This window comes from Planococcus sp. RAB007_Raresut (assembly GCF_057369535.1).
Genome location: NZ_JBXYIF010000004.1, coordinates 15,166 through 41,118, shown reverse-complemented (window position 1 = coordinate 41,118; position 25,953 = coordinate 15,166). Strand labels below are relative to the sequence as shown.

Annotated in this window: 20 protein-coding genes; 12 read left to right on the top strand and 8 right to left on the bottom strand. The window is 47.5% G+C overall.

What is annotated here, in order from left to right; genetic code table 11:
- Positions 1-336: 336 nt before the first annotated feature.
- Positions 337-2,001 carry a formate--tetrahydrofolate ligase gene (locus AC2Q9J_RS09130; protein ID WP_499039204.1) on the bottom strand — a complete coding sequence of 555 codons (1,665 nt, stop codon included), beginning with the start codon at positions 1,999-2,001 and terminating at the stop codon, positions 337-339.
- Positions 2,002-2,483: 482 nt separating this feature from the next.
- On the opposite strand from AC2Q9J_RS09130, the gene AC2Q9J_RS09125 reads away from it, so the two are divergent.
- Positions 2,484-3,434 (top strand): ribose-phosphate diphosphokinase, encoded by a 951-nt coding sequence (locus AC2Q9J_RS09125; RefSeq protein ID WP_499039202.1) that lies wholly within the window; start codon positions 2,484-2,486, stop codon positions 3,432-3,434.
- Between the two features lie 75 nt (positions 3,435-3,509).
- Here the strand turns inward: AC2Q9J_RS09125 and AC2Q9J_RS09120 are convergent, their stop codons facing one another.
- Positions 3,510-4,967 carry an amidase family protein gene (locus tag AC2Q9J_RS09120; RefSeq protein ID WP_499039200.1) on the bottom strand — a complete coding sequence of 486 codons (1,458 nt, stop codon included), beginning with the start codon at positions 4,965-4,967 and terminating at the stop codon, positions 3,510-3,512.
- A gap of 182 nt (positions 4,968-5,149) precedes the next feature.
- Between AC2Q9J_RS09120 and corA the strand changes: the two genes are divergently transcribed.
- Positions 5,150-6,106, top strand: a complete 957-nt coding sequence (gene corA / locus AC2Q9J_RS09115; RefSeq protein WP_499039198.1) for a magnesium/cobalt transporter CorA — start codon at positions 5,150-5,152, stop codon at positions 6,104-6,106.
- 395 nt (positions 6,107-6,501) lie between these two features.
- Here corA and AC2Q9J_RS09110 read toward each other — a convergent pair whose 3' ends face one another.
- Entirely contained in the window at positions 6,502-7,326 is an 825-nt protein-coding gene (locus tag AC2Q9J_RS09110; RefSeq protein WP_499039196.1) for an aldo/keto reductase, read from the bottom strand.
- 254 nt (positions 7,327-7,580) lie between these two features.
- Between AC2Q9J_RS09110 and AC2Q9J_RS09105 the strand changes: the two genes are divergently transcribed.
- The 3 genes from AC2Q9J_RS09105 (at position 7,581) to AC2Q9J_RS09095 (ending at position 10,348) form a co-directional block, all read left to right on the top strand.
- Positions 7,581-8,105 carry a DUF6241 domain-containing protein gene (locus AC2Q9J_RS09105; protein WP_499039194.1) on the top strand — a complete coding sequence of 175 codons (525 nt, stop codon included), beginning with the start codon at positions 7,581-7,583 and terminating at the stop codon, positions 8,103-8,105.
- Positions 8,106-8,315: 210 nt separating this feature from the next.
- Positions 8,316-8,858: a DUF2179 domain-containing protein gene (locus tag AC2Q9J_RS09100; RefSeq protein WP_499039192.1), complete on the top strand. Its 543-nt coding sequence runs from the start codon at positions 8,316-8,318 to the stop codon at positions 8,856-8,858.
- Between the two features lie 77 nt (positions 8,859-8,935).
- Positions 8,936-10,348, top strand: coding sequence for an IS1096 element passenger TnpR family protein (locus AC2Q9J_RS09095; RefSeq protein WP_499039191.1), 1,413 nt, complete (start codon positions 8,936-8,938; stop codon positions 10,346-10,348).
- A 68-nt stretch (positions 10,349-10,416) separates the two neighbouring features.
- On the opposite strand, the gene AC2Q9J_RS09090 is transcribed toward AC2Q9J_RS09095, so the two are convergent.
- The 3 genes from AC2Q9J_RS09090 to AC2Q9J_RS09080 form a co-directional block, all read right to left on the bottom strand.
- Positions 10,417-11,055, bottom strand: a complete 639-nt coding sequence (locus AC2Q9J_RS09090) for an O-methyltransferase (protein ID WP_499039189.1) — start codon at positions 11,053-11,055, stop codon at positions 10,417-10,419.
- 147 nt (positions 11,056-11,202) lie between these two features.
- On the bottom strand, positions 11,203-11,376 hold the full coding sequence (locus AC2Q9J_RS09085) for a hypothetical protein (RefSeq protein ID WP_499039187.1): 174 nt from the start codon (positions 11,374-11,376) through the stop codon (positions 11,203-11,205).
- Between the two features lie 12 nt (positions 11,377-11,388).
- On the bottom strand, positions 11,389-12,234 hold the full coding sequence (locus AC2Q9J_RS09080; RefSeq protein WP_499039185.1) for a metallophosphoesterase family protein: 846 nt from the start codon (positions 12,232-12,234) through the stop codon (positions 11,389-11,391).
- Positions 12,235-12,411: 177 nt separating this feature from the next.
- Here AC2Q9J_RS09080 and AC2Q9J_RS09075 point away from each other — a divergent pair, with 177 nt between their 5' ends.
- From AC2Q9J_RS09075 to lexA, 4 genes are all read left to right on the top strand, one after another.
- Entirely contained in the window at positions 12,412-12,660 is a 249-nt protein-coding gene (locus AC2Q9J_RS09075; RefSeq protein ID WP_499039183.1) for a hypothetical protein, read from the top strand.
- 121 nt (positions 12,661-12,781) lie between these two features.
- Entirely contained in the window at positions 12,782-13,357 is a 576-nt protein-coding gene (locus AC2Q9J_RS09070; protein WP_499039181.1) for a DUF488 domain-containing protein, read from the top strand.
- 129 nt (positions 13,358-13,486) lie between these two features.
- On the top strand, positions 13,487-13,813 hold the full coding sequence (locus tag AC2Q9J_RS09065; RefSeq protein WP_499039180.1) for a hypothetical protein: 327 nt from the start codon (positions 13,487-13,489) through the stop codon (positions 13,811-13,813).
- 347 nt (positions 13,814-14,160) lie between these two features.
- Complete coding sequence (lexA, locus tag AC2Q9J_RS09060) at positions 14,161-16,593, top strand: transcriptional repressor LexA (protein WP_499039178.1); 2,433 nt, start codon at positions 14,161-14,163, stop codon at positions 16,591-16,593.
- A 65-nt stretch (positions 16,594-16,658) separates the two neighbouring features.
- Here lexA and AC2Q9J_RS09055 read toward each other — a convergent pair whose 3' ends face one another.
- Positions 16,659-18,035: an LA2681 family HEPN domain-containing protein gene (locus AC2Q9J_RS09055; protein WP_499039176.1), complete on the bottom strand. Its 1,377-nt coding sequence runs from the start codon at positions 18,033-18,035 to the stop codon at positions 16,659-16,661.
- A gap of 233 nt (positions 18,036-18,268) precedes the next feature.
- Here AC2Q9J_RS09055 and AC2Q9J_RS09050 point away from each other — a divergent pair, with 233 nt between their 5' ends.
- Entirely contained in the window at positions 18,269-20,059 is a 1,791-nt protein-coding gene (locus AC2Q9J_RS09050) for a S9 family peptidase (protein WP_499039174.1), read from the top strand.
- Between the two features lie 378 nt (positions 20,060-20,437).
- On the opposite strand, the gene AC2Q9J_RS09045 is transcribed toward AC2Q9J_RS09050, so the two are convergent.
- On the bottom strand, positions 20,438-22,105 hold the full coding sequence (locus AC2Q9J_RS09045) for a DUF2207 domain-containing protein (RefSeq protein ID WP_499039173.1): 1,668 nt from the start codon (positions 22,103-22,105) through the stop codon (positions 20,438-20,440).
- A 190-nt stretch (positions 22,106-22,295) separates the two neighbouring features.
- Between AC2Q9J_RS09045 and AC2Q9J_RS09040 the strand changes: the two genes are divergently transcribed.
- Both AC2Q9J_RS09040 and AC2Q9J_RS09035 read left to right on the top strand, forming a co-directional pair.
- Positions 22,296-23,543, top strand: a complete 1,248-nt coding sequence (locus tag AC2Q9J_RS09040; RefSeq protein ID WP_499039171.1) for a D-alanyl-D-alanine carboxypeptidase family protein — start codon at positions 22,296-22,298, stop codon at positions 23,541-23,543.
- Positions 23,544-23,818: 275 nt separating this feature from the next.
- Positions 23,819-25,930: an LTA synthase family protein gene (locus AC2Q9J_RS09035; RefSeq protein ID WP_499039169.1), complete on the top strand. Its 2,112-nt coding sequence runs from the start codon at positions 23,819-23,821 to the stop codon at positions 25,928-25,930.
- Positions 25,931-25,953: the final 23 nt, after the last annotated feature.

Genomic DNA, 25,953 nt, shown 5'->3' with positions numbered 1-25,953 from the left:
CTTTCAGCACTTGATCTAAGATTATCGCGAATAAAACCGATTTCCCTTCAAAAATGAGGGTTAGGAAGAGGTCAAAATGGGCTGCAAAAGATTATATCAACGCTCAGGAGAATATATCTCCGTTCAAAAAATTATATCAACGCTCAGGAGAATATATCTCCGTTAAAAAATTTATATCAACGCTCAGGAGAATATATCAACGTTCAGCAAAATATCCCCTCAAACCCCACAAAAAAATCCCCAAAAGCCGCAGCTTCCGGGGACACAATTATCAAACTCAAACTCAAACTCAAACTCACATACTCACATACTCACAACTCTCACAACTCCCCAACCCTAAAACAACCCAATAGCCTCGCCATCAGGACCAACATCCATTTTCAACGCCGCCGGCTGCTTCGGCAAGCCAGGCATCGTCATGATGTCGCCGGTCAAGCACACCAAAAAGCCAGCGCCAAGTTTCGGCATGATCTCGCGGATCGTCACCGTAAAGCCTTCCGGGCGGCCGAGCAGTTTCGGCTGGTCCGATAGCGAATACTGCGTCTTCGCCATGCAGATCGGCAACGCGTCCCAGCCGAATTTCTTCAGTTCGACCAGCTGCTTCTGCGCTTTATCCGTCAATTGTATATCAGCGCCGCCGTAAACTTTCTGCACAATCACCCGAAGCTTCTCTTCCACCGAATCGCTTTCGTCATACAACATCGAAAAGTCTTTCGGCCGCGCCAATTCTTCTTTCACAAGCTGCGCCAATTTCAAACCGCCGGCGCCGCCTTGCTCCCACACATTCGTCAACGCCACACTCACGCCGGAAGCTTCACACCACGATATAATCTCCGCAATTTCACCCTCACTATCACTAACAAAACGGTTCAACGCCACCACCGGCTCGACGCCGAATTGGCGAATCGTATCCACGTGTTTGGCCAGATTGACCATGCCGCGCCGCACTGCATCCGCATCCGCGTCACCCAGCAACGATTTCTCCACGCCGCCATGCATCTTCAACGCCCGCACCGTCGCCACGATCACGACCGCATCCGGGTGGAAGCCGCCTTTGCGCGATTTGATGTGCATGAATTTCTCGGCACCCAAGTCTGCGCCGAATCCAGCTTCGGTCACCACGATGTCCGCCAGCCGTCTCGCCGTGTTCGTCGCCATCAGCGAGTTGCAGCCGTGCGCGATGTTCGCGAATGGTCCGCCGTGGATGATCGCAGGCGTGCCTTCGATCGTCTGCACCAAGTTCGGTTTGAAAGCTTCCTTAAGCAATAAAGTCAGCGCCCCTTCAACACCGAGATCACGCACCATAACCGGCATTCTGTCATACGTATAGCCGACAACCATGCTCGCCAGCCGTTCTCGCAAATCTTCCAAAGATGTCGCGAGGCACAGAACCGCCATAATTTCAGATGCCACTGTAATATCGAAACCGTCCTGGCGAGGGATGCCGCCAGCCGGTCCACCGAGCCCGATCGTCACTTGGCGCAGCGCACGGTCGTTGATATCAAGTGCGCGTTTCCACGTGATTCGCCGAGGATCGATGTTCAGCGTATTGCCTTGGTGCAGGTGGTTATCAATAAACGCGGCCAGCGCATTATTCGCAGACGTGATGGCATGGATATCACCGGTGAAATGCAGATTGATATCTTCCATCGGCAGCACCTGTGCGAATCCGCCGCCCGTCGCGCCGCCTTTTACGCCCATGACGGGTCCAAGTGAAGGTTCACGCAAAGCCACAATTACCGATTCATCCATTCTATTGAATGCATCCGCCAACCCGACTGTCACCGTCGATTTGCCTTCACCCGCAGGTGTCGGGCTGATCGCCGTCACTAAAACGACTTTCCCTAAGCCAGCAGCCGGCGGCAAGGAATTGACATCTATTTTCGCTTTATATTTTCCGTATAACTCCAGCGCTTCATCCCGAACTCCGGCACGTTCGGCAATTTCCTGGATGGGCAGAATCTTAGCATCAGCAGCAATCGATAAATCCGTAAACGACATTCAATTTCCCACTTTCATTTTTTATTTATTATAACCATAATGCCATACGGAAAAGAACGCCAGCGCATTTACCCGAATTCAATGAAGAATGGAAATACCCGCGAACCGTTGGCTATTGCGGCCGGAAAACGGTATCATAAAATTATCTATAAAAGTTGCACTAATATGCTTTAGTAGTCGATATTCCGCAAAACAGCTCCGAAGACATTAGCCGAAGTATACGAGGCTAATTCTTTGCGACGAAGCAGCGCAGCGATGCAGGAGCACGGTTTTTACATCTAGCTGTGGCAGTATCTCACTAGAGTGGATCTTGCACTTCGTCGAAACGGAGTTGGAAAGCCAACTCCGTTTCTGTTCCCTTGGGAGTCTCTGCTGTTTTGCTCCATATCTCTTGAGACTTCTTTCATTGGAAGAAAGGAATATATGACTGCTATTTGTTGATGCAACTTTTTTATAATCTTGATTAGAAGGGGGCCCACCCATTGCCTTATCAATTACGCAAAAACTTCAAATTGTTCACCTTGAATTCCAACCCCGATCTGGCACAGGAAATTGCTGAGCTGCTCGACGTCAAACTGGGCAAAAGCTCCATCACGCGTTTCAGTGATGGGGAAGTCCAGATCAATATCGAAGAGAGTGTCCGCGGTGCGGATGTTTATCTCGTGCAGTCGACTTCGCAGCCTGGCAATGAACATGTGATGGAACTCCTCATCATGATTGACGCGTTGAAGCGGGCATCCGCCAATACGATCAATGTGGTTATCCCTTATTACGGCTATGCGCGCCAGGACCGGAAAGCGGCTTCCCGCGAACCGATTACGGCGAAGCTCGTGGCCAATATGCTTCAAAAAGCTGGCGCGACGCATATCATCACACTGGATTTCCACGCCCCTCAAATCCAGGGATTCTTCAATCTGCCGGTTGATCAGCTGCGCGGCGGCAAGATTCTCAAGAAACATTTTGCAGATAAGAATCTGGAAGATGCCATCGTGGTAGCACCTGACAACGGCGGTCTGGGCAGAGCCCGCAATCTGGCGGACCACCTGAACGTGCCGATCGGTTTCATCGATAAGCGTCAGGAAGAGCCGGGCGGACCTGAAACCGTGAACATCGTCGGTGATATCAAAGGCAAGAACGTCATCATCATCGTCGACATCGTCGATACAGCGACAACAATTGCACTCGCTGCTGATATGCTTGTCGAAAACGGCGCAAAAGCCGTTTACGCCTGCTGCACGCATCCGGTGCTGTCCGGCCGGTCGATCGAGCGCATCGAGAACTCGGCTTTGACCGAGCTTGTCGTCACGAACACGATCGATGTGCCGGAAGAAAAGCGCACGCCGAAAATCACGATTCTTTCGGTCGCGCCGTTATTAGCGGAAGCGATTGAACACGTGCATAACGAAAAGCCCGTCAGTCCTTTATTCGAATAAAATCAGAAAACACCCTCCGTTGAGCTGCCGGTATGTCGATACCAGCTTGTCAGCAGAGGGTGTTTTGTTATGCCTTTAATAGTTTTCGAGATTTGGGGCAATGCGTTTTTTGGAAGCCTGCTCGTAAGCATAAGCCAGTTCGATCAAACGCGCTTCGCTGAACGCCAACGCGCTGAACGTCACGCCGACGGGATGGCCGTTGCTTGTGTAGCCGGCTGGAACGGTGATGGACGGGTAACCCGCTTTTGCCGGCATGCCAGCGCCGCGATTGTCCTGGAATAACAAAGCATCCAGATTGTGTTTCGCCATGGCGGCGTCGATGCCTTCCGTTTTTGCGGTCCGCAAATCGGTTTCGCGATGTTCCAGGTATCGCGGGTCTGATGGGTCATCGCTCATCGACTGGGATTTTTCCAGTTCCGCTTGGCCGAATTTCATGCGGCGCTCGGGATCTTGTTTGTTGAACTCGATAACTTCTGCCACCGTTTTGACAGGAACGTCATCGGATGTGGTCTGCAGATAAGCATTGACGCCACGTTTGAATTCATACCAAAGGACATCTGACTGGAAAGGTTCGACGGGAATCTCCACTTCTTCGATGATTGCACCTTGTGCTTTCGTCACTTCGATGGCCTGATCGATGATGGCGCGTTCTTCCGGCTCTTCGTCGTTCAAAAACGAAACGTCGACGCCGATGCGGGCACCTTTTAATCCTTCAGCTTTCAGATGAGGCGTGTAATCGGTCAACGCTTTATCAGCGCTTGCCTGCGTGGCCGGGTCGCGTTCGTCGATTCCGGTCAGCGCACCGAGCATAATCGCCGCGTCAGTAACAGTGCGAGCCATCGGTCCAGCTGTATCCTGGCTTTCCGCAATCGGGATGATGCCGGTACGGCTGATGAGGCCGACGGTCGGCTTGATGCCGACAATCGAATTGGCGCTGGCCGGACTTAAAATCGAACCCGCTGTTTCCGTGCCGACGCCGACAACCGCGAAATTCGAGGCGATGGCAGCGCCCGTTCCTGAACTTGAACCACCGACATCACCGGCTTTGAATGTGCTGACGCCGTAGGGATTAAGGACCTGTCCGCCGAGGCCGCTGTAGCCGCTTGGACCTTCCTTCGACATGAAATAAGCCCATTCGCTCAAATTGACTTTGCCCAAAATGATGGCGCCAGCTTGCCGTAATTGGGCAGCGACAAACGAATCCTGGCGCGCGAAATTATTTTCAAGCGCGATGGCACCGGCTGTCGTCGGCATCGCATCAGTCGTTTCGATATTATCTTTCAGGAGGACAGGAATGCCGTATAACGGACCTTGTCCGTCCTGTCCGCGCATTTCATCCAGTTCGGCTGAAATTTTGAGCGCGTCAGGATTCAGTGACAGCACCGAATTGATTTTCGGGCCGTTCTTATCATATTGTTCAATCCGGTCGAGATAGCTTTGCACCAGTTCGACGGAAGTCAGTCTTTCTTCTTTGAACGCTTGCTGAATTTCATTGATTGTCGTTTCATTTATCGCGAATGTGGTCGTTTCCATCAGTGTGCTCCTTTGTGGGTTAATAAAATCCTAATGTTAGTGTACACTATTTGGGTTTTATTGAAGACAGGAAATTGTTTGTTTAAATAACAGCCTTAATTTATGGTGAAAAAGGGTAGTATATGGAGTATAGAAGAAATCCGTCATGGCTTATCAGCCGGCGGGCAAAAGGTGGTACATAGATGATTAAAGTGATAGGCATTACACACGACAATAAATTAGAGGCGGACATTCCGCTGGAAGAAGTGGATTTTTCGCGGTATCAATGGTTCTGGACGGATTTTGACCAGCCGACGGACGAGGAGCTCCAGCATTTGGCGTATACGTTCAAGTTCCACCCGCTGGCAATCGAGGACTGCATTCACCGGCTGCAGCGGCCGAAGCTGGATTATTACGATGACCACACGTTCTTCGTCACGCATAATGTGCGGGAAGAGGAGATGGAGCTGGTCAAAGAAGAATTGGATTTCTTTGTCGGCGATTCGTTCATCGTCACATTCCATTGGAGCGCTTCGAAAGAAGTGAATCAGGTATGGCAGCGGCTTTTGGCGCACCGGAACCTGGAGAAATGGAATCCGTTCTATGTGTTTTACGAAGTGCTCGACAAAATCGTCGATAATTATTTCCCGCTCGTTTACGAAATAGAAGAAAGCCTCGCGAAAATCGAAGACAATACACAGCAGAAATCGATGGACGTGCTCATGACGGAACTCTTCGATTCACGTTCGCTGCTGCTCAGTCTGCGGCAAACCGTCAACCCGATGCGCGATCTTTTATACCGCATGCTGAATTCGCATCATTTAAATGAAATCCAGGACCGGCGCGAATATTTCTCGGATATTTACGACCACCTGCTGAAACTGTCCGAAATGGTCATGTCGAACCGAGAACTGACGGCGGATATCCGCGACAGCTATCTTTCCTTGAATTCACATCAGACCAATAACGTCATGAAAGTCCTGACCATCATCACGTCGATTTTCGCGCCGCTGACATTCATCGCAGGAATCTACGGCATGAATTTCGAACACATGCCGGAGCTGACGTGGCAATATGGCTACTTTCTGACCTTGGTCGTGATGGTGGTTCTGGCGGTGGCGATGTTTGGCTGGTTCAGGAGGCTGGGCTGGTTTAAGTAGGGGACAGGTGTGTGGGTTTTAGGCTGGGAATATTATGCAATGAATAACTGGTGTAGCTTAGTCTTCGAGTTTACATTAATAGGAAGCAGTTTGAGCTGAAAATCTCTAATGGACAGTAAAGAGTGTCTAATGGACAGTAAATGTACTCTAATGGACAGTATTTGATCCATAACGGACAGTATTCCATTCGCAATGGACAGTAAGTCCAAATACTGGAAATAAGAGCGGCTACATGCTGCCTCAAACCCCTCCAAAACCCCAGAGCCAAAGACAAATGGATGCTTTTCGCAGGCGAAAAGCGAAAAACCAACAAAAACAACAAGGATGAAGCCCATTTCACCATACTTTATTCCATAAAAAATCCGGATGATCGCTCATCCGGATTTTTCCTATTATTATCGTACATTCATCTCATTAGGATGCGCGCCTTTGCGGCGGTCTTTATTTAAGGCATTGATCTGTTCCATCTCATCCGCTGTCAGCTCAAAATCGAAGACGTCGAAGTTTTCTTCGATGCGGGACGGCGTGACAGATTTCGGGATGGCGATTGTGCCGTTCTGCAGGTGCCAGCGAAGGACAGCTTGAGCTGGCGTTTTGCCGTGAGCTTCGGCAATCTTGTGGATTGTTTCATCCTGCAGCACTTCGCCGCCTTGTTCCAGCGGGCTCCATGCTTCCACATAAATATCATGCTTCGCGCAGAATTCCTTGAGCTCATTCTGTGCCAGGTATGGATGGCATTCCACTTGGTTCAATACTGGCGGCACGTCGCATTCCGCAAGCAAACGCTCCAGATGCTCGATTTCAAAATTGCAGACGCCGATCGCTTTGACGCGGCCATCTTTATACAATTTTTCCATCGCCTTATATGTATCGATGTACTCGTCGAATTCAGGCGTCGGCCAGTGGATCAGGTAAAGGTCCACATATTCAAGACCCAAACGATCAAGGCTTTCATCGAATGCCCGTAAGGTATTTTCATAGCCTTGGTCACTGTTCCAGACTTTAGTTGTGATAAACAACTCTTCGCGGGGCACTTTTGTTTCTTTCAATGCATTGCCCACACCGATTTCATTTTTATAGATCATAGCGGTATCGATGGAAGTGTATCCTGTTTCCAGCGCTTTCGCTACAGCTTTCGTTGCCTCTGCATCTTCTACTTGCCATACGCCGAAACCAAGTTGCGGCATTTTTAAGTTATTGTTCAATGTAACAAAGTTCATCAGGCATTGCTCCTTTTTCATTTAATCCTGCTACTGTAAAAATGTACCCTATAATTCTAAACGATAAGCTTTTTTCTGGCATTTAATTTGAATAAAGCCGAAATTTGGGGCTCCAAATTTTGTCAGGCAAAATGAAAGAATTCGTGAGTATTTTCCTGTATACTTGGATAGGTCTTATAGCATAGGTATACACGGTTTATTGCAATTATAAAAATTTTCTAGCCATGCTGATGATGTAGAGGAGGGGGATTAATATGAAAAAATTACTTCGAACGATTTTATTTTCAGTCATAGGATTGCTGGTGCTCGGCGGTGCAGGGTATTGGTTCGTCCAAGATTTTTTGGCAAGTGACGGTGGGGAAATCAGTAAAGTCGCTGAGGAAATCGACCAGCGCGAAGTGAGTGCAGAGACGACAGAAACGGCGCAGGCAAAGAAGTCTGTGGATAATGCGGATGTCGATATGGAAGAAGAACGTGTGCAGATTTATCTTCACCAGATGACGCACCAGAAAATCACCGCGGATAAGAAGCGCGGCGCTGTTGAGATGTCGGAAGAAAATATCGGCAACATGCTGAAAATCGTCAAAGAGAACTACGATTATTATGAGCACAGCGATTTTTACGAGCAAACGCTGATGGCTTGGCAGGACGGCGATTTCAGCAATTCGGTATCGGTTCATAATACAATCTGGAATTGGCATAACGGCACTGTGGGAAGGGCAACAGGTTTGATGTCTGCGGAGCAGGAAGCTGAATATGTGGAGGATCATTTTCGATAAGTAAGAATAGCTGCAGTTCAGGACCAGATTTGGTTCTGAACTGCAGCTATTTCTATGGGATGGAATGAAAGATTACATTCCTCTCAATTTACTTATGAGATATGTCGCAATTATCTCCCAGAGCGTTTATTCTTTTTCGACAGGGGAAAAAGATTATATCGAATAAAAAAATATGGAAAATATTACATAACTGAACGGAGGGAATACTGGATGGATATGCATCCTCTTCTTTTGATTGTCATCATTTTCAGTATCAGCCTCAGCTTCGTCACCCTGTCGACGATTCGCATGATCCTGACATTGAAAGGCTATCAATATTCAGCAGCCGGTTTGTCGGTGCTGGAAGTCATCATCAATTTACTGGGACTTGGAATGGTTCTTGATAATGTCGGGAATATCCAGAATTTATTGGCCTATGCGCTTGGCTTTGCGGCGGGCATCATTGTCGGTTCGAAAATCGAAGACAAGCTGAGCCTGGGATATGTTACAGCCAGCGTCATTTCGCAGGATAACAGCGGGGCGCTTGCGGTGCAGCTGCGGGAGCGGGGATACGGTGTGACAGATTGGGAGACGAACGGTTTTGAAGGCAAACGCAGTTCACTGCAGATCCTGATGCCGAAAAAGCAGGAAGTCAATCTCTATAAGACGGTAAAGGAATTGGATCCGAATGCATTTATCGTGGCTTATGACGCCAAAACGATATACGGAGGATTTTGGATTCGAGCGATTAAGAAACGGAGTATTGTGAGGTAACAGGAAGGGGAAATGGACGAGAGTGTTACTCGTCCATTTCCCCTATGTTATGCTAAAAAGAAAAAGCAGGTGTTAAGATGAAGGCGTATATCGTCAAGATTAAAATGCTGGAATTGGAGCCGGAGGTTTGGCGGCGCATCATATTGCCGGCAGGAGCAACGTTTCAGAAGCTGCATGCCATCATTCAGGAGTCCACAAATTTTCGCAGTTCTTATATGGAGATGACTTATCATTTTCATGAGTTCCGCTTGCCGGAGGAGAACTTGCTCGTGACGGATGAACCGATTATCTACGAGGAGTCGAAAGGGAAAAAGAAAGGCCGGCTGAAAGTACGCAAGCCGCAGACGTTGAAAATTGATGAGTTTTTGGAGAAATATCGCAAATTGTCCTATACATACGATTTTGGCGACAATTGGCAATTTCACATCGAGTTGGAACAAATCGTCGAAGACTACCATTTTGGCTATCCGACTTTATTGGACGGAGCTGGCGATGCTCCGCCGGAAGACGTGGGCGGCGTTCCCGGTTTTATTCATATGAAACAAGTGCTGGCCGATCCGCAGCATCCCGACCACGACCACCTGCTGTGGTGGAGCAAGGAACAGAATTTCCGGACCTATGACCGGAAATGGACCAATCAGATCCTGAAGCATTTTAAAATCCAGAAGACGGAATGGAATAAAATCGATCACGTGAATCACGCAATCATTTCAGATAAATACTTGGTGGAAGAGGAACAGGAACTCCCTGAGTTGCCTGATAGTTTGGATGAGGAGCTTTTCTACGATTATGTACGTGCCTGCACGAATCTGTACGGGATTGTACCAGACAAACAAGTCGTGGCTATTTTCAACAAACAAAATCCGCAGATGTATGTAAAGCTGAATACGTTTGTGAGCCTGATCACTTCCAAAGAATGGAGAGAAAAAACGAAAGGTTCTGTGGTGAGGGAAGGCATGAATTTCGTGCATCCGTTGCTGCAGGATATGGGTTCTCCAGAAAAAATTCAGCAGGAACAGGCAGGGAAAGACTGGTACGTGCCAGAAAAAGAAGAGCTTCTGAAATACAAAATTACTGGATACATTGAAAAGAATATTGCTTATGAGGAACTCAAAACGGCTTTGACACCGCATTTTTCGAAACTGCAACCGGTCGATGTGGATCAAGTTTTATGGAACTTCGCCATGGATCTGCAGATTGCAGACTCCTTCAATACGGCGATGACCGCCATGCTCTCGCACCTCCCGACTTTTGAAAACATGGAAGATGTCAATAAAGTCGCGCAGAAAGCAATAAATTTCTCCAACAACCAGCGACTGTGGGCCAATTGCGGCCACACGCCTCGTGAGATATCGCGACGTAATCCATCGGTGCCGTTGCCGAATGAGCTGCGCCCTTTAGGAGCTAGCGAACAAAAGACAGGTCGCAATGAGCCTTGTATTTGTGGCAGTGGAAAGAAGTATAAGAAGTGTTGTGGGCGAGGGGTTTAGAGTTAAGCAAATTTCAATTTAGAATTTTATAGAAAGATGCGCAAAGGCAACCGCCTTTGCGCATTTCTTTATTTCCTCACCTTCGAAACCGTCATCCCATCACCAATCGGCATGAGCAGCGACTCTAATTGCGGATGTTTCGCCACTATTTCATTGAACGACTTCATGATTTCAGTGTTTTGGCGCGGTTCGATTGATGAATCTGCGACACTGCCGCCTGCCAGCACATTATCTGCAACGATGATTGCACCGGGCTGTGCGAGTTTGATGCAGGCTTCGAGGTAATTTACATAATTGCCTTTGTCGGCGTCAATGAAGAAAAAGTCGAAGTTTGCACCTTCGTCAATCAGTTTTTCAAGGCTTTCGAGCGCAGGACCTGTCAGGTAATTGACCTGACTTTCAAAGCCCGCTTTCGACAAATTGCTTTTGGCGAGTTCTGCGTAACTCTCTTCCAGTTCAAGCGACGTCAATTTCCCTTTGGAACCGAAGCCTCTGGCCAGGCAGATGCCGCTGTAGCCTCCGAGTGCACCGATTTCCAGAATATTTTTCGCGCCGGAAATGGAAACGAGCATCGTCAACAGCTTCCCAGATGCCGGGGGCACAGAGATCTGGCGCATGCCGTGTTCTTCGATGGATCTGATGACGCCTTCAAGCACCTCATCCTCTTTAGTGAATACACTATTGATATACTTATTGATTTTTTCCATGCTATTCAACTCCTTTCTCTATATTCGACCATATCTTATCCACCTCTTTCAATTTCTTCATCTGTCACAATAAAACCTTTTTCTGGAGATGCATCTAATGAAAAAGCCAGGAAAGCGGGAAAGTCCGCAATCCTGGCTTTTGGCCAGTTATTTATTTTTTTTACTTTCATCCGGCGCTAACGGAGCAGTATTGTTTGCGGCAAATGGAACCGGAGAAGAAGTTTCGTCGCGCCGCTTTTCGTTATCATCAAATTCTTCCTGAATGTCCAGATTGGCTTGAGTGGCTTCCTCTTCGGAAAGCTTCTTTTTATTGTCTTTCATACGGATCTCTCCTTAAGGTATTTTAATTGTCGGCGCAGCCAGGGGAATGGCATATTTCACGTCGGCTTCAGTTCCGAGACGATGCGTATTAAGACTGAAATGGTCGATGGCGCAGCCGATGGTGTGTGCCTGCTGCCTAAGGTTTGGATCGACGAATGGCACGTAATCGATTGAAATCATCGCATCCGAAATATCGATGACCCGAACGGCCTGCTCATCAAGCACCGCTGCAATTTGCAGGAAAGTCCAATGTTCGCGCGCCGCAATCGAGTTGAAATGGTTATGGCCGTTAACATACAGGCCGGCGTTCTGTTTTTTATTCAATAAATCCCACATAGGAATGTCGGGTGAAATGGAACGTTTTTCTTTGCTGGAGTTTTTAGTGGTGCCGTAAACGGGATGGTGGCCAAAGACGAGCAGCGGGCGTGTGCCGGATTCTTCAATGACATCCGAGAGCCAGAATTGCTGCTCTAAATTTAAGGTTCCGCCCCAGTCTTCATAATTCTGCTCCTGTGCAGTGTCGAGAAAGGCCAACACCGCGGAGTCTGTCGACAGGGAATGAAAGCGGTCCTGCTTGGTAATCTTCAGAACCTCCTCGCGTGGCAGCGCATAGACATCATGATTTCCAAGGACATGGACAAACGGTTTCTGGTGCTGGTCAATGATGGAGTAAATGCCTTCGAGTTCATCTTGCGTGCCGAAGTTGGTCAAATCACCGATGGATACGTAGAGGTCAGCCGGTACCGAGAAAAAATGCGCCATAAAGCTTTCATAAAAAACTTGCCGTTCTCGCTGCGATAACGCGTATTCCTCTTTCACCGTCGGATAATGCAAGTCGCCAATCACTGCAATTTTCATGCTTTCTCCAGCTCCTTTCATTCTCTTGCCGGTTTCATTATCTCAATGGTACGTAAAGCGTATGAAACAAACGTGTTAAGAATTGTAAAGGACATTCTTTCAGCCGATTTCCACTCGGATTATTTTGCAGGTGATTGGGTAAATAAAGACTAAAAGCTCGCATGGGAGGAATTCACAATGACAAGAAAAGATACAGAAGGCAATGATTCATATATCGATAAAATCCTGGATAGCGTGAATGAAAAGGAAAATACTGAGGGCAAACACCACGAACAGAAGGAAAAGCATGTAATCGAAAATGAGCACGAGAACGCTCCGGATGAAGGGAAAGAAGACGTCCCGACTGAAGACAAAATCATTCGTGATCGGGAAACAGGTGAAGAAACTTTCATTAAAAACGACAATAAGAATTGGAAATTAAAATAGGATAAGATATACGCAGCTGCTTTCGGGAAGGATTCCGAAAGCGGCTTTTTGCAGGGCTGTGTTTAATTCCACCGGCTGACAGGAATGTGTATAGGAAGAGCAAACATGGGAGTGAAAGTGAATGGAAATTTACACGATTGGCCATTCGAGCCATTCAAAGGAATTTTTTGAGAAGATGCTTAAGGAACATTCAATTGAAGTGCTGGCGGATGTGCGGGCTTTTCCCGGCAGCCGCAAGTGGCCGCAGTTTTCAAAGGACGTTTTTCCAAAATGGCTGGAGGCCGAAAATATCACGTATCAACATTTTCCAAAGCTTGGCGGACGCCGCCGCAAGTCCAAGGAAATTGAAGACCACGTGAATGCGGGGTGGAATAACCGTTCTTTCCATAATTACGCCGATTATACGTTGACCGATGAATTTAAAGATGGCATCGATGAATTACTGGCGATTGCCGCGGAACGACGCGTCGCTTATTGCTGCTCGGAGCGGCATCCATCCCGCTGTCACCGGTTTCTGATCAGCAATTGGCTGGTTGCGAACGGGCATAAGGTGCATCACATCATTGACAGTAAAGATGAAAGCATCGAACTTGTCGAGCACGAAGTCGGCATGTGGGGCGCTGAGGCTGAGGTGAAAAAAGACGATGGTGCGGTCGTGGTCTATCCAGAAAATGAGCAGGATGAGGCAGGTGAATAAAACCTTGCACGCCGCAAACAGGACGGATTCTGATTTTCGGGTTTATTTGGCGTGGAATTAGAGAATACAAAGTAAGGAAGACATCCTACATATGGGTCAAAAAAGATGAATGGAAGGGGACATGAAACGATGAGTATGCAAAAAATCCAGACCAACGATTTGGTGAGAGATGAGTACGGCAACCATTACCTGGTGGTGGGGACGAATGAAGAGGAAGGCACATTGAAGAATATTCAAGTGTCGAACCTTTGGTACGAACAGGCTTTCCGCGAGAGTTTCACGGATGCGAGCGGCGGCAAGTCGGTCGGCATCCAGCTGCAGGAAAAGGTGAATGATTATATAGAAGAAACGGAGCGCAACGAGCGTCCAATCTATGGCATCCGCGACTTGATCGTCAATAAAATCGACGTGTATGCGGTGGATATCACGAAGCCGCATCCGAATAGCGTGTTATAAAAGATAAATTTTAGTTTTCAAGCCATTTCCGGCAGACTTTTGGGTCTGTTGGGGGTGGTTTTTCTTTTGTATGGGTTTTTGTGCGTGGGAGAGCTTAGTTTGTAATGGATGCATTTTGCCAAAACCAGGCGAAATGCGAAAAACGTCCAATCTTTAAAAGGAAGCTTTCGCGAACCGCGAAAGCTTTTTTCAACCTGCAGATTTTTTTTAGAGCTTCATAATATTAAGATAATCTCTATATAAGCAAAAAGCTGCATTAATCCCCTATTTTATTACTATTACCTTGCTATTTAACGACGATATTCATAAGATATAGGTAGAAGATGTAAATTCAGGGGGTGTATGGTGTGAAGCTGAATATTGAGCAACGACGGATAGTGGAACTGGAGCCAACAGGGCCGATGCTGGTAAAAGGGGTGGCGGGATCCGGTAAGACGACAGTGGCAATCCGGCGGATAAACTTTTTAAAGGATCATTATTGCCATGAAGAGGATGATAGGATTCTTTTGGTTACATATAATAAAACTTTGCTTCATTACATAAAACATCAATATGGCCGAATGGCGGATACCGATCAAATGGAAGCAACGCGCTTTTTCTCTTCAGATGCAGAAGTAGAAATTGCGACAATTGACAGTTTGTTGTTCAAGGAATTTAAGCGTTATGAAAAGCGTGTAGGCAAGCGATTTGAAATCGCGAAACAGGAACAAGCGAGAAAGACGATAATTTTGGCTATCCATGAAGCGAAGAAATCGTATCCTGACGTAAAATTGCTGTCACCAAAAAACAGCAAATTTTTAATGGATGAAGTGGAGTGGATCTTGGCTTGCTCTATGAATGATGTGGAAGCTTACCAGTCTGCTGACCGTGTAGGACGGGCGTCGGGTGACGGTGGAACACCACAAAAGCTGCTTAAGAATTCCCAGCTCCGAGCAGCAATTTTCGATGTTTCACAGCACTTTATGGAATTGTTGGCGAAAGACGGCCAGGTAACTTTCAAGCAAATGAATTTGATTGCGCTGGAAGAAGTACGTCGGGGAAACACCAACCGTTACACGCATATTATTATTGATGAAAGCCAGGACCTTACCCGTGTACAGCTCGAATTCCTGAACGAACTTTACCGTGAGAAAAGCCATTCCTCGCTTATGTTTGTTGCGGATAATACACAAAGCATCTATCCACAGTCATGGCTTGGAAAAGGGAGGCCGTATACAACGATCGGCTATGATATGAGCGGAAAGTCCAGAACGCTGAGCAAGAATTACCGGACCACAACTGAGATTTCAACTGCTGCGTTCAATCTGATTGAAGCAGACGAAAATATCCAATCGAATGTGGATTTCGTCAAGCCGGCTTTAATTGACAGACATGGCCATCCACCGATTTACAGGTTCTTCAATACACCAAAGCAGCAGGCGAAGTTTATCGCGGAAGAAATTGCTGTACTTCGCAATGATTATGCGCTGTCTGATATTTGTGTTGTGGCACGCGGCAATCGCCACATCGAGAGCGCAGCCGCAGACTTGGAACTTGCCGGCATTCCCTGTGAAATCTTGCAGAGCCAAAACCCTGATTTCGAATCTGATAAAGTGAAACTCGTTACGATGCACTCCATTAAAGGTCTGGAATTCAAGGTGATATTCTTGATTGACCTGAACAAAGGCTTGATTCCGCAAGAGCTGTATGAGGACGAAGAAGATCAAAAAACAGTTGAAACGGATGAACGCAAATTGCTTTACGTGGGCATGACCCGTGCTAATGAGCTCTTGTATATGTCGTCAGTGAAATTGCCTTCGAAATTCATTAAAGAAATTAACAGAAATCATATGCGAATGAAGAAAGATGCCTCTCTCCGCCATTTCGAGTCGATCAGCATGGCCAATTATCAAATGATGGAACAGTTGGTCGATCTTCATTCCAAAGAAGAAGTTGTCCGCCAATGGCTGATTCGGGAACTGCATGAAGTATACGGATATCCATATGATTTGTTGGAATTGGAGTATAAAGTGCAGCAATTTTCCAAAAAAGGCTATTGTGATGTCGCAGTGAATATTTACAGCGGTGGCGAAGCGCGACCGTATATTCTTGCGGAAGTAAAAAGTTTTGGAACCGGAATAGAAGATGCGCTTGTGCAGCTGAAATCTTATATGGAAGCGGAAAGCCGGGCCTTCTATGGAATTGCAACGGATGGTTTGGAAGTTAAAATCATCGACAGGCAGGGCGAAGAGGTTCAGGATTTACCAAAATGCCGCTCGCAGTTCCTGCCAGACACGAAAAATAAGCGCTTGTATATGAATCTGAAAAATGGCCGGCAATATGAGTATGCTGTGGAAAACGATGTAGCCGATGAAATCGTAATAAAAGAAGCTGGTGAGGATGTTTTGCTGCAGGTCCTCGAAACAATTGCAGTTCCGCTGATCGGTAATGTAGCAGCTGGTATGCCGGCACTCGCGTCTGAGGACTATGAGGCAATGAATTATTTCCCTCGTGATTGGGTGGTTTCGCCAGCAGATACATTTTCTCTTACGGTGACTGGCGACAGCATGACTGGAGCGGGAATCGAAAAAGGCGATATCGTCATCGTCCATCAGCAAAATACAGCATCCAACGGTGACATTGTCATTGCCGTAATTGATGAAGAAGCAACTATGAAAAAATACTCTTTAATGGGCAGCAATATATTATTGATGTCAGAAAATCCGGATTACGAGCCGATTATGATGAGAAGTGAAGATGTTCACATCAACGGCAGAGTAATAGGGGTTTTGAAGAAGTAAATGAAAATGAATTAACACAATAAAAGCCGTCCCTCAACCAACGAGGGACGGCTTTCCAATTTCACTTATTCTTTCTCCATACCCACTGCAAAACCAAGATACATCAACGCGTTGCGCGCTTTGAATGTGGTGGAGAGCGCCAGGCGTTCAAGTTCAGCCTGCGTCATCTGGTATTTGCGGAGCTCGCCTGTTTTTGCGATTTCTTCCTGTTTCGTGATGACCTGAACGAAACTGCGTTCCAATTGATCGCGAATTTGAAGTGAGCGGATCATAGCGAGATTTTGGGATTCAGAGCGCTCGTAGCCGTAAACTTCCTTAGATAACCAGTACAATGCCTTGAGGGCGCTGTTTTTGGTATTACGGATGAACGGCTTCAACGGATTTTTCGGATGTTCTTCTTCGAACCAGATACGCTGCATGACCGCGTGCTGATTTTTAATATCGAGTTTGTAATAATGGTTGATGAACTGAGCGGTTTTATTGAACATCGTGAACGATTCACGGTAAACGGTTTTCAATTGCTCATTGCGCATCGGGTCGGATTTGTCGAGCTCGAGCGCGTCGTATAATTTCTCACGGTGCGCCGTGAATTCGGCGATGAGCGAATCCATGAAAGCCTCGAGGAACACGCCGCGGTCTTTATCCTGGCCTTTATAGCGGTAGCGCAGCGTATCGAGTTTCATCGTGCCTTCCGGATCGACTTCGTTGTCGTGATTAAGCAATAAATGCTGCTTCGCGCACCAGTCGCGGTATTCTTTCTCGCGGCCTTCGAAAAAGTTCGGCTTATAATTCGCCGTGACATCGACCGGACCGATTTCATCCAGCATTTTCTGCGCCAGCTTGAGGCGGTCCGCGTAAAGCGCGCGGCCATTGGCGTCGGTGATTTTCTCAGCGCCCTGGCTCAATAATTCGCGCGATTTATGAAGCGCATCGGCTTTTTCTTCCTTGCCGGTGAGGAACGTGGAATAAAACAAGAGTCCCCAGCCGCGTTCCGCGTCTTTACGCTGATAGGACGGGTCATCGTTTTCATGTTCAACCATTTGTTCAAGTACGTGCATTCCATCCATTGAACGGCCGACGTAAATAAGTACTTCCGCATAGTTCAAGCAAATCTGATTCCAGATTGTCGGCGGCACTTTGCCGCGGAACTGGAAGAACAGACTTTCGAACAGGAAGAGCTGGCGTTGCTTCATTGGGCTGTTCCAGTCCTTCTGCAATTGATGTTGGATGCCCAGCTGGCTTGACTCCAGCAGGATCGCAAGCGGATACGCCGCTTGTCCTTCGAGGCGTTTCTTCAAGTGGCCAATTATATCTTGCAGCTTTTCAGGTTCCGTTTTCGTCTTTTGGAACTCCTGCAAAAGCATTTGAGTCGCTTGGTATAATTCTTTCAATTCGAATTGCCCGTAATCTTCGGATTGAGCAATTTCCTGTAAATTCGTCATCGGGAAGCCTCCTTGGGTGTATGGTCCTTAGTTTAAAGAGTTTCTTGGTGTCACGTTTTCACGTTCACTTACTATTGTAACGAAAAGGAAGGGGAAGGTCACCAACTATTATCAGAATTGTGTGGTATTTTATTTGGTTGGCTGTTGCCATGTCGCTAATTAAGGTATGATTAATATAAGTTCATAAGATTCAGGCATCTTATAAAAATTAAAAGCATACAGGGGGCAGCGACATGATTAACTTTCCAAAACCGACAGTGGAGCAATTTTTCCGTACATATACAATTTCCGATTTTGCGGTAAGCCGTGATGAGAAACGTTTGATTTTCAGTTCCAATCTAAATGGCAATGTGAATTTATGGGCGATGGATTTGCCGAATGGATTCCCGTATTTATTCGCGCAGCGGGATGAGTCTGTAAGTTTCATTAAAATCGATCCGGAAAATCGTTTTGTGCTGGCCGGCTACGATAAAGACGGCGACGAGAACCACCAGATTTATGCGTTGCCTTATGAAGGCGGGCTGCCGCAGCCGCTGATCACGGGCGAGCCGGACCAGAAGTATTTCTTTTCGCATTTGAGTGATGATGGCAAACGCCTATATTACATGACTTCGGAAGGAAATCCAACATACTTGAATACCCGCGTCCGGAATATTGAGGATGGTTCCGATACGCTTTTGCTTGAAGGAGAAGGGGGCGCTACGGAGCTTGCGGCCGTGTCGGACAATGAAGAAGCATTCGTTTATTCGCGTGCATTCGCCAACACTTACGTTACGTCATTTGTGAAGTTTGGCGATGAAACGCATAACCTGACGCCGGATGCGTCGCAGGTGCACATTGCGTCGGAACCGGTATTCACGGATGATAACACGATTTATTTCGTGACGAATTTTGACAGCGAGTATAATTATTTAGCGAAATTCGAAATTGATTCGAAACAGTTCTCACGCGTAATGTCGATTGAAAATGAAAGCGTGGAAAGTTTGAAGTGGCATAAAGAAAGTGAGACTTTTTATATCACAACGGAAAAAGGCGTCACCGATTACCTTTACCGTGCGGATCTGAAAATGGAGGATCCGGTGAAGTTGGAAGCACCCGCGGCCAGCATCGATAAAGTGGTGGTGACGAAGTCAGGTGCCGTGTATCTATTGGGCCGCAGCGCGACTGTACCGCATAATATTTTCCGCTTGGAAGACGGAACGGAATGGACACAATTAACGAAGAATAATGTGCTTGGCCTGGAGTCGGAAGACATGGTGGAGCCGGATGTGGTGACTTATAAATCATTTGACGGGATGGAAATCGAGGCTTTATTGTTCAGAGCCAAGCCTGAAAATGATAATGGACATACGATATTCTGGCCGCACGGCGGACCACAGGCGGCGGAGCGCAAAATTTTCCGGTCGATGTTCCAATGCTTCCTGAACCGGGGCTACTCGATATTCGCGCCGAACTTCCGCGGCAGCACGGGCTACGGCGCATCATTCGTCAAATTGGTGGAGCAGGACTGGGGCGAGGGACCGCGGCTCGACTGCCTCGCGGGAATCGAGTGGCTGTTTGAAGAAGGCATAAGCGACCGCGACAAATTATTCCTGGTCGGCGGAAGCTACGGCGGTTATATGGCACTGTTACTGCACGGCCGCCATCCGGAATATTTCAAAGCCGTCGTCGACATCTTCGGCGTATCCGACCTGTTCACGTTCTATAATTCGGTGCCGGAACATTGGAAGCCAATGATGGAACGCTGGATCGGCAACCCGGAACGTGACAAGGAGCGCTTCATCAAAGACACGCCAACGACGTATCTCGACGGCATGATCAAGCCGATGCTGGTCATCCAAGGGGCGAAGGATCCGCGTGTCGTCAAAGAAGAATCCGATCAGATTGTTGCTAAGCTGCAGGAAGCTGGCCGCGACGTGGAATATCTGGTATTGGATGACGAGGGGCATGGATTCTCGCGTAAAGAGAACGAAATTGAAGTTTATAGCCGGATGCTGGAGTTTTTGGAGAAGCATCAGGGGTAGAATGGTGAATAAACCGGTGGCGGCAGATGGAAATCTGCTGGGGCCGGTTTATTTTTGTTGTTTTTAGAGGGAGATAGGTGGAGAAAATCCATTTAAGGGGGAGATGATGACTTTTATGTGCGGTGGGGGAGATTTATGTGCGGTGGGGAGGATTTGTGTGCGGTGAGCGGGATTTATGTGCGGTGAGCAGGATTTATGTGCGCACAGCAAGATTTATGTGCGGAGCACTAAAAATATAAGTAAACAAATAAAAATTTGCGCTATCTCTCATTCCCACTCCCTCACTTCCGACTAACTTACTCTCAACTAAACCCCACCCACAAAAAAAGACCCCGCCTCAGCGGAGTCTTCATTCAACGTATCACCATATCCCAATTCCTAAAACGCACCCGATCCGCCGCCACCGCCGCCGACTCCTGTTCCGGATCCGGCAACGCCGCCGCTCGCGCTGGCACTGGTGGTAGTCCCCGCGGAGACGAAGATGGCCGTCATGAAGATTGGGTTCATGACGAAGCTTGAACCGTCCATCTGCGATTCGGCAGATGTGAAGACAGTCGCTTTGCGTTCAGCTGTTTTCTGGTCGCTGCCAAGCAGGTAGGCATAAGCCCGTTGCTTTTCATCTTTCGTCAAGCGGTTCCATTGTTCAGCAGGCATTTCTTGCATCGCGGCTTTTAATTTTCTCCAATTGCGTCGCACTTCATGTCCTTCGAAAGTGATCGGTGAATAGCTGATCGCGAAGCCGAACGCAAGCATTGCAAGCACGATGGAAGCGGCCATCCACGGGAAGATTTCATAGATGCCCATGTAGATGGCGAGTCCGATAAACAATACGCTCATAGCTCCAGCCGTCCAGCGCAGCGCCGGATGTTTCTCGCGAAAATCCTTTTCTTTCACTTCAGCGCTGATGCCTTTATTCCATTTATCGATCGCTTCGTTATAATCAGCGTGGTTATCCTCATTTTTCGTATATTCCTCGACTTGTTCAAGTGTGAACTCGCGTCCGTCACCAATCTGGTCGAACAGCAAACCGATCAAAGTCTCTTCATGCGGATGATCGGTATTCCGGTCGATCAGCTCGAAATGGTCTTCCGACAGCTGCCGGACATTGCCTTTTCGCATCAGTTCCATGATTGCCGCCGAAATGACGTTTGGCGACAGGTAGATGGAATTCGTGAAATGGAGCAGCGCCGGAATACTCATGGACTCTTTCGGAACGAAAAATTCATACGGGTAATTATTGATTTTCCGTTTCCGCTGAACGGCGCGCAGCCATGCGAATAAAATCCCGGCGAGCAACAGAGCGCCGGCTATCGCGATAGCTGGAATCCCGATATTTTTAGCGGTTTGCTGATTCTGGGCGAACAGCGCCGCTTCGTTTTCGAGTTGCTCGCGGTCAGCAGCCAAGTCATCCCGGATTGTTCCATCCTGCTGGCTCAATGCTGGGAACAGCTCCGGTTCAAAAATCGCGCGGACAGTGACATTTTCTTCATCGGGCACCTGCCCAAGTTCGAAAACAGCCGCGCCATCATTTGTAATCATTTCGGTGTTATAGGCTTCGTCGTAGCCAAGCGCCTCAGTGCTGTTGGCTTCAGCAGGCGGGAGGACAGTAATCATCATATCGCCGTATTCGCTCTCGTTGCTCTCGTCAATAAATGACCAGTAGAACTGGGCGCCATCTTCAAACTTCTCCATTGCACCGTCGATTCGGTAAGTCAATTCCACCTGGATGGTTTCATCATCTTCACCTGCCCGGTAAATTTTGTAGACGCCATCTTCCTTCTCGACTTTCAGCGGATTGTCATTTTCCGTAGCTGAGAAATTCTCAATGGTGGTGCCTGTCTGCTCAATCAAACCGCGGGTAATGCCTTCAAAATCATCTTCAAATTGATAAGTGAATTTTTCAGTAATATCTGCCGTGCCATCTTCATTTAATTGTGCATCAATCCGGACTTCTGTAATTTCAAAGTCGACAGCCAGTGCCTGTGTCGGTATCAGCAGTATCAGGAAGAACACCAGCAAAACAGGAAGTATTTTTCTGCCTCTCATGATTCATCACCTCTTGCATAGTAATACGGTTGACAGTAAGGAAGGTTTCAACGGAAATTTCCAGGATGGCAGCCACACTTAAAGTTCAAATAAATAATAAAAGTGATTAGTGAATTATGGAAATGCGATGGCTGCTGCTATATACTTCACTTAAAGCAATCCAATGACAGCCGAAAAGAGGAAAACGATCATGAAAAAGCAGACAATCTTCAAAAAAGTCGCTTTGTCACTGGCAGCAATTGTCTTAGTGACTCCGCTGCTTCCAGCAATCGGCCAGACAGAACTCACACCCAATAAAGCTGAAGCTGCCGTAACATTTCCGGACATAAAAGATTATAAAGCCGAAATCGATTATCTGACCGGATTGGAAATCATTCGCGGTTATCCCGATGGCACGTTCCGTCCGACAGCCAATATTACTCGGCTTGACGCGGTGCGAATGATTTTACGCGAAATGAAAATTGAGAACCCGACAGCCGCAAATCCGGGTTTCGCAGATATGAACTCCAATACGGAAGGTTATGCGGAAGTGGCAAAAGCGGTGGAAATCGGATTTATTAATGGAAAAACTACAAAAGAGGGCGCGAAGATTTTTGATCCTAAAGGTAAATTGACGCGTGCCGAAATGGCAAAAATCCTGACCGAGGCTTATGCGCTCGATTCCAATAATAAAGTGAAATTCGTCGACGTCAGCACGGGCCACTGGGCGAATGCGTATATCAGCCGTTTGGCTACCGCTAAAATCACGGACGGTTTTCCTGGCGGTTACTTTAAACCGGAAAGCAGCCTTGAACGCCAGCATTTCGCCGTGTTTATGGCGCGTCTATTGAATCCGGCGAAATTCCAGGCAGGGCCGGTCGTTATTCCGCCACCGCCGGAACCACCGAAATATCCGGCGCCGTCAACGAATACACCAGGCAAATACGCAGGCGGCATTCTGGTCGTCAATAAAGTCTACGCATTGCCGTCGACCTATAATCCGGAAATCATCCCGGTTGCGCAGCAGGGTGTCAACGCAATGGTGTCTGCCGCCAAAAATGATGGCGTCTCTTTAAGTGTCATCAGCGCATTCCGTTCATATTCTTACCAGAAGACGCTTTATGAGAATTACGTGAAGCGTGACGGACAGGCAGCGGCCGACCGGTACAGCGCGCGCCCTGGACACAGTGAGCACCAGTCAGGACTGGCGTTCAATTTCGGCGGAACGAATCAGTATCATTGGCTGAAATCCTCATTCGCCGATACAGCTGAAGGCAAATGGCTGGCAGCGAACGCGCATAAATATGGTTTCATCCTGCGCTATCCAAAAGGCAAGGAAAGCATCACCGGTTATATGTTCGAACCGTGGCATTTCCGCTATGTCGGTTCAGGAGAAGCTCCGAAGATCAAAGCCAGTGGAAAAACATTGGAAGAATATTTGAATGTGAGAGGGAACTAATTAAAAATTGAAAAGTTGCATTTAAAAGCGGCACCTCCTCCGAAAGGCGGATGCCGCTTTTGAATTGGCTGAAAAATAGTTGCTTCGATGCTGAACGCCTGAATAATTTCCTGAGCGCCCGATTATCACGCTGAACGCCCGATTACCGCACTGAACGCCCGATTCCACGGACACTGGGTGACTGCCAACTCCAAAAATGGTATACTAGCGGGAAAATGTCCTGTTTTTTAATACATATCTAGCATTAAAAATAAAGAAAAGAGTGTAGAGTTATCATGAAAATACCTAAACTTAACAAAACAGCCACTCGGATTTTGACTATTCTTTTCATGGTCGCTTTACCGATTGTGACATTAATAGCATCAGAACTGATTGTGCGCCAGGTCCTGACGCTGCCGATCGGGCAATGGTTCGCGGATTTTGACAAGCGCGTATTCGTTAACGTGTTCCTGGTATTGGCATTGTTCAATCTCTTTTATATCCTGCCGCGGCGCTGGTTTATGCTGTCGGGTGTCATACTCAGTATCCTGCTCATCGTTTTCGCGGTTGCAAACAAAATCAAAATGGAACTCCGCAGTTCGCCGGTTGCACTCGGTGACTTCTATCTTTTGGATGAACTCGGCGGTTTCGAGTTGCCGGTTGATTTTAATATTCCTTTATTGGTGTTGGCGGGAGTCGGTTTGTTATTGCTGCTCGCGGCAATTTTCCTGGTAATCCCTCGGGTAAAAGAAAACTGGCTGCTGAAGGCAGGCGTCTTTTTATTGTCAGCGCTATTCCTGTTCGCTCTATGGACGGATAAACCTTTTTCACCGATGAAGCAGGCTAACTTCCAGACGTCCTGGTGGAAACTTGAAATTGCGCTGATGCAAAACGGGGTACTCGGTAACTTCGTCATGCTTGCGAAAGAAGCTGAAGTCGAGCCGCCGGAAGGCTATTCGGTTGATAAGCTGGAAGAGATCGGCGCGGAATATGAGCCGGCTCCGGCTGAAGAAAATTCTGAAAAGCCGAATGTCATTTTCATCATGAGTGAGTCGTTCGCCGATCCATATTTCTTCGGTGAGCAGCATTTCAAGCAAGATCCAATTCCGAATTTCCGTAAGTATTATAATGAGTCGCTTCACGGTTCAATGTATTCGCCGGAGTTTGGCGGAGGGACTGCCAACGTGGAATTTGAAGCTTTGACCGGTTTCAGCATGCAATTCATGCGAGCGGATTTTGTTCCTTATCAGCTATTTGTCAAGAAGCCGCTGCCGTCAGCCGCTCACACTTTCCGTAAAGCGGGCTACGAAACCACAGCGATCCACACGTATTTCGGCTGGTTCTATCAACGTGAATCCGTGTATAAACAATTAGGGTTCGATCAATTCATTTCCGGTGACTTTATGGACCTTGACCGTCCGAACGATCCGTCGCAATCATTCCCGGAAGATAAGCACATCACCGATTCAACGCTTGAAACGCTGGATTATACGGAAGGTCCTGACTTTATCCATGCAGTGGCGGCTGAAGGCCACGTGCCGTATTGGCAAAAAGAGAAGTCCGATTTTCTGAAAGATGGCACCTTGCCGCCGGAAACCCAGCCGTATCTGAATTATTATACGGCTGTCGTCAACAATGTCGACAAAGAGCTCGGGCGTCTTATCGAAAATCTTGAACAGCGTGACGAACCATCGATTGTCGTATTCTTCGGCGACCATTTCCCGGCATTCCCGAACGGCAATGAATTATACGGTGAGAATGGCGCAGGTGTGGTGGACGACATGCTGAACGATTATGATGATTACCTCGCTACACATAAAGTTCCGTATTTCATTTGGCAGTCTGATGGCAACGAGTCGCGTGAACTTGATCTGTCACCGAATCAATTCGGTCCGATCACAATGGAAATGGCGGGAGTGGAAGGGAATGCGATTACCGCGATTCTTGACCGCATGCGCGATAAAGATGAAGCGGTCGTACCATATGCGCAGTGGCAATCCAAAATGGGCGGCAATACAAAAGAGATGGAAGACCTGAAAATTATCCAGTATGATTGGCTTCACGGTAAACGCCACACCGCTGATCTGCTTCCTGATCTTAAAGTTGAAGCGGCTCCTGAATATCATCTTGGGCTCTATCCTGATATGACCGTCCAAAAAGTAGCCGAAAAAGGCAATCTCTACGAAATCTTTGTAGAAGGCGCACCGAAGTATGCAAAACTTCTTGTCGACGGAGAGCCGATTGAAGAAATCGCCTGGCGCAAGGCGGAAGAAGGAGTAGCCGCCTTTTCCGTCAGCCAGGATCTCATCAGTGCAGGGGCGGATATCCAATTGGCTGTCCTAAATTCGCATGGTGCAGTGCTCAGCAAAACAGAGTTATTCAAAATGGAGACAGCTTTGCAGGAATAAGTTAATCGAGTTCACACGCATAA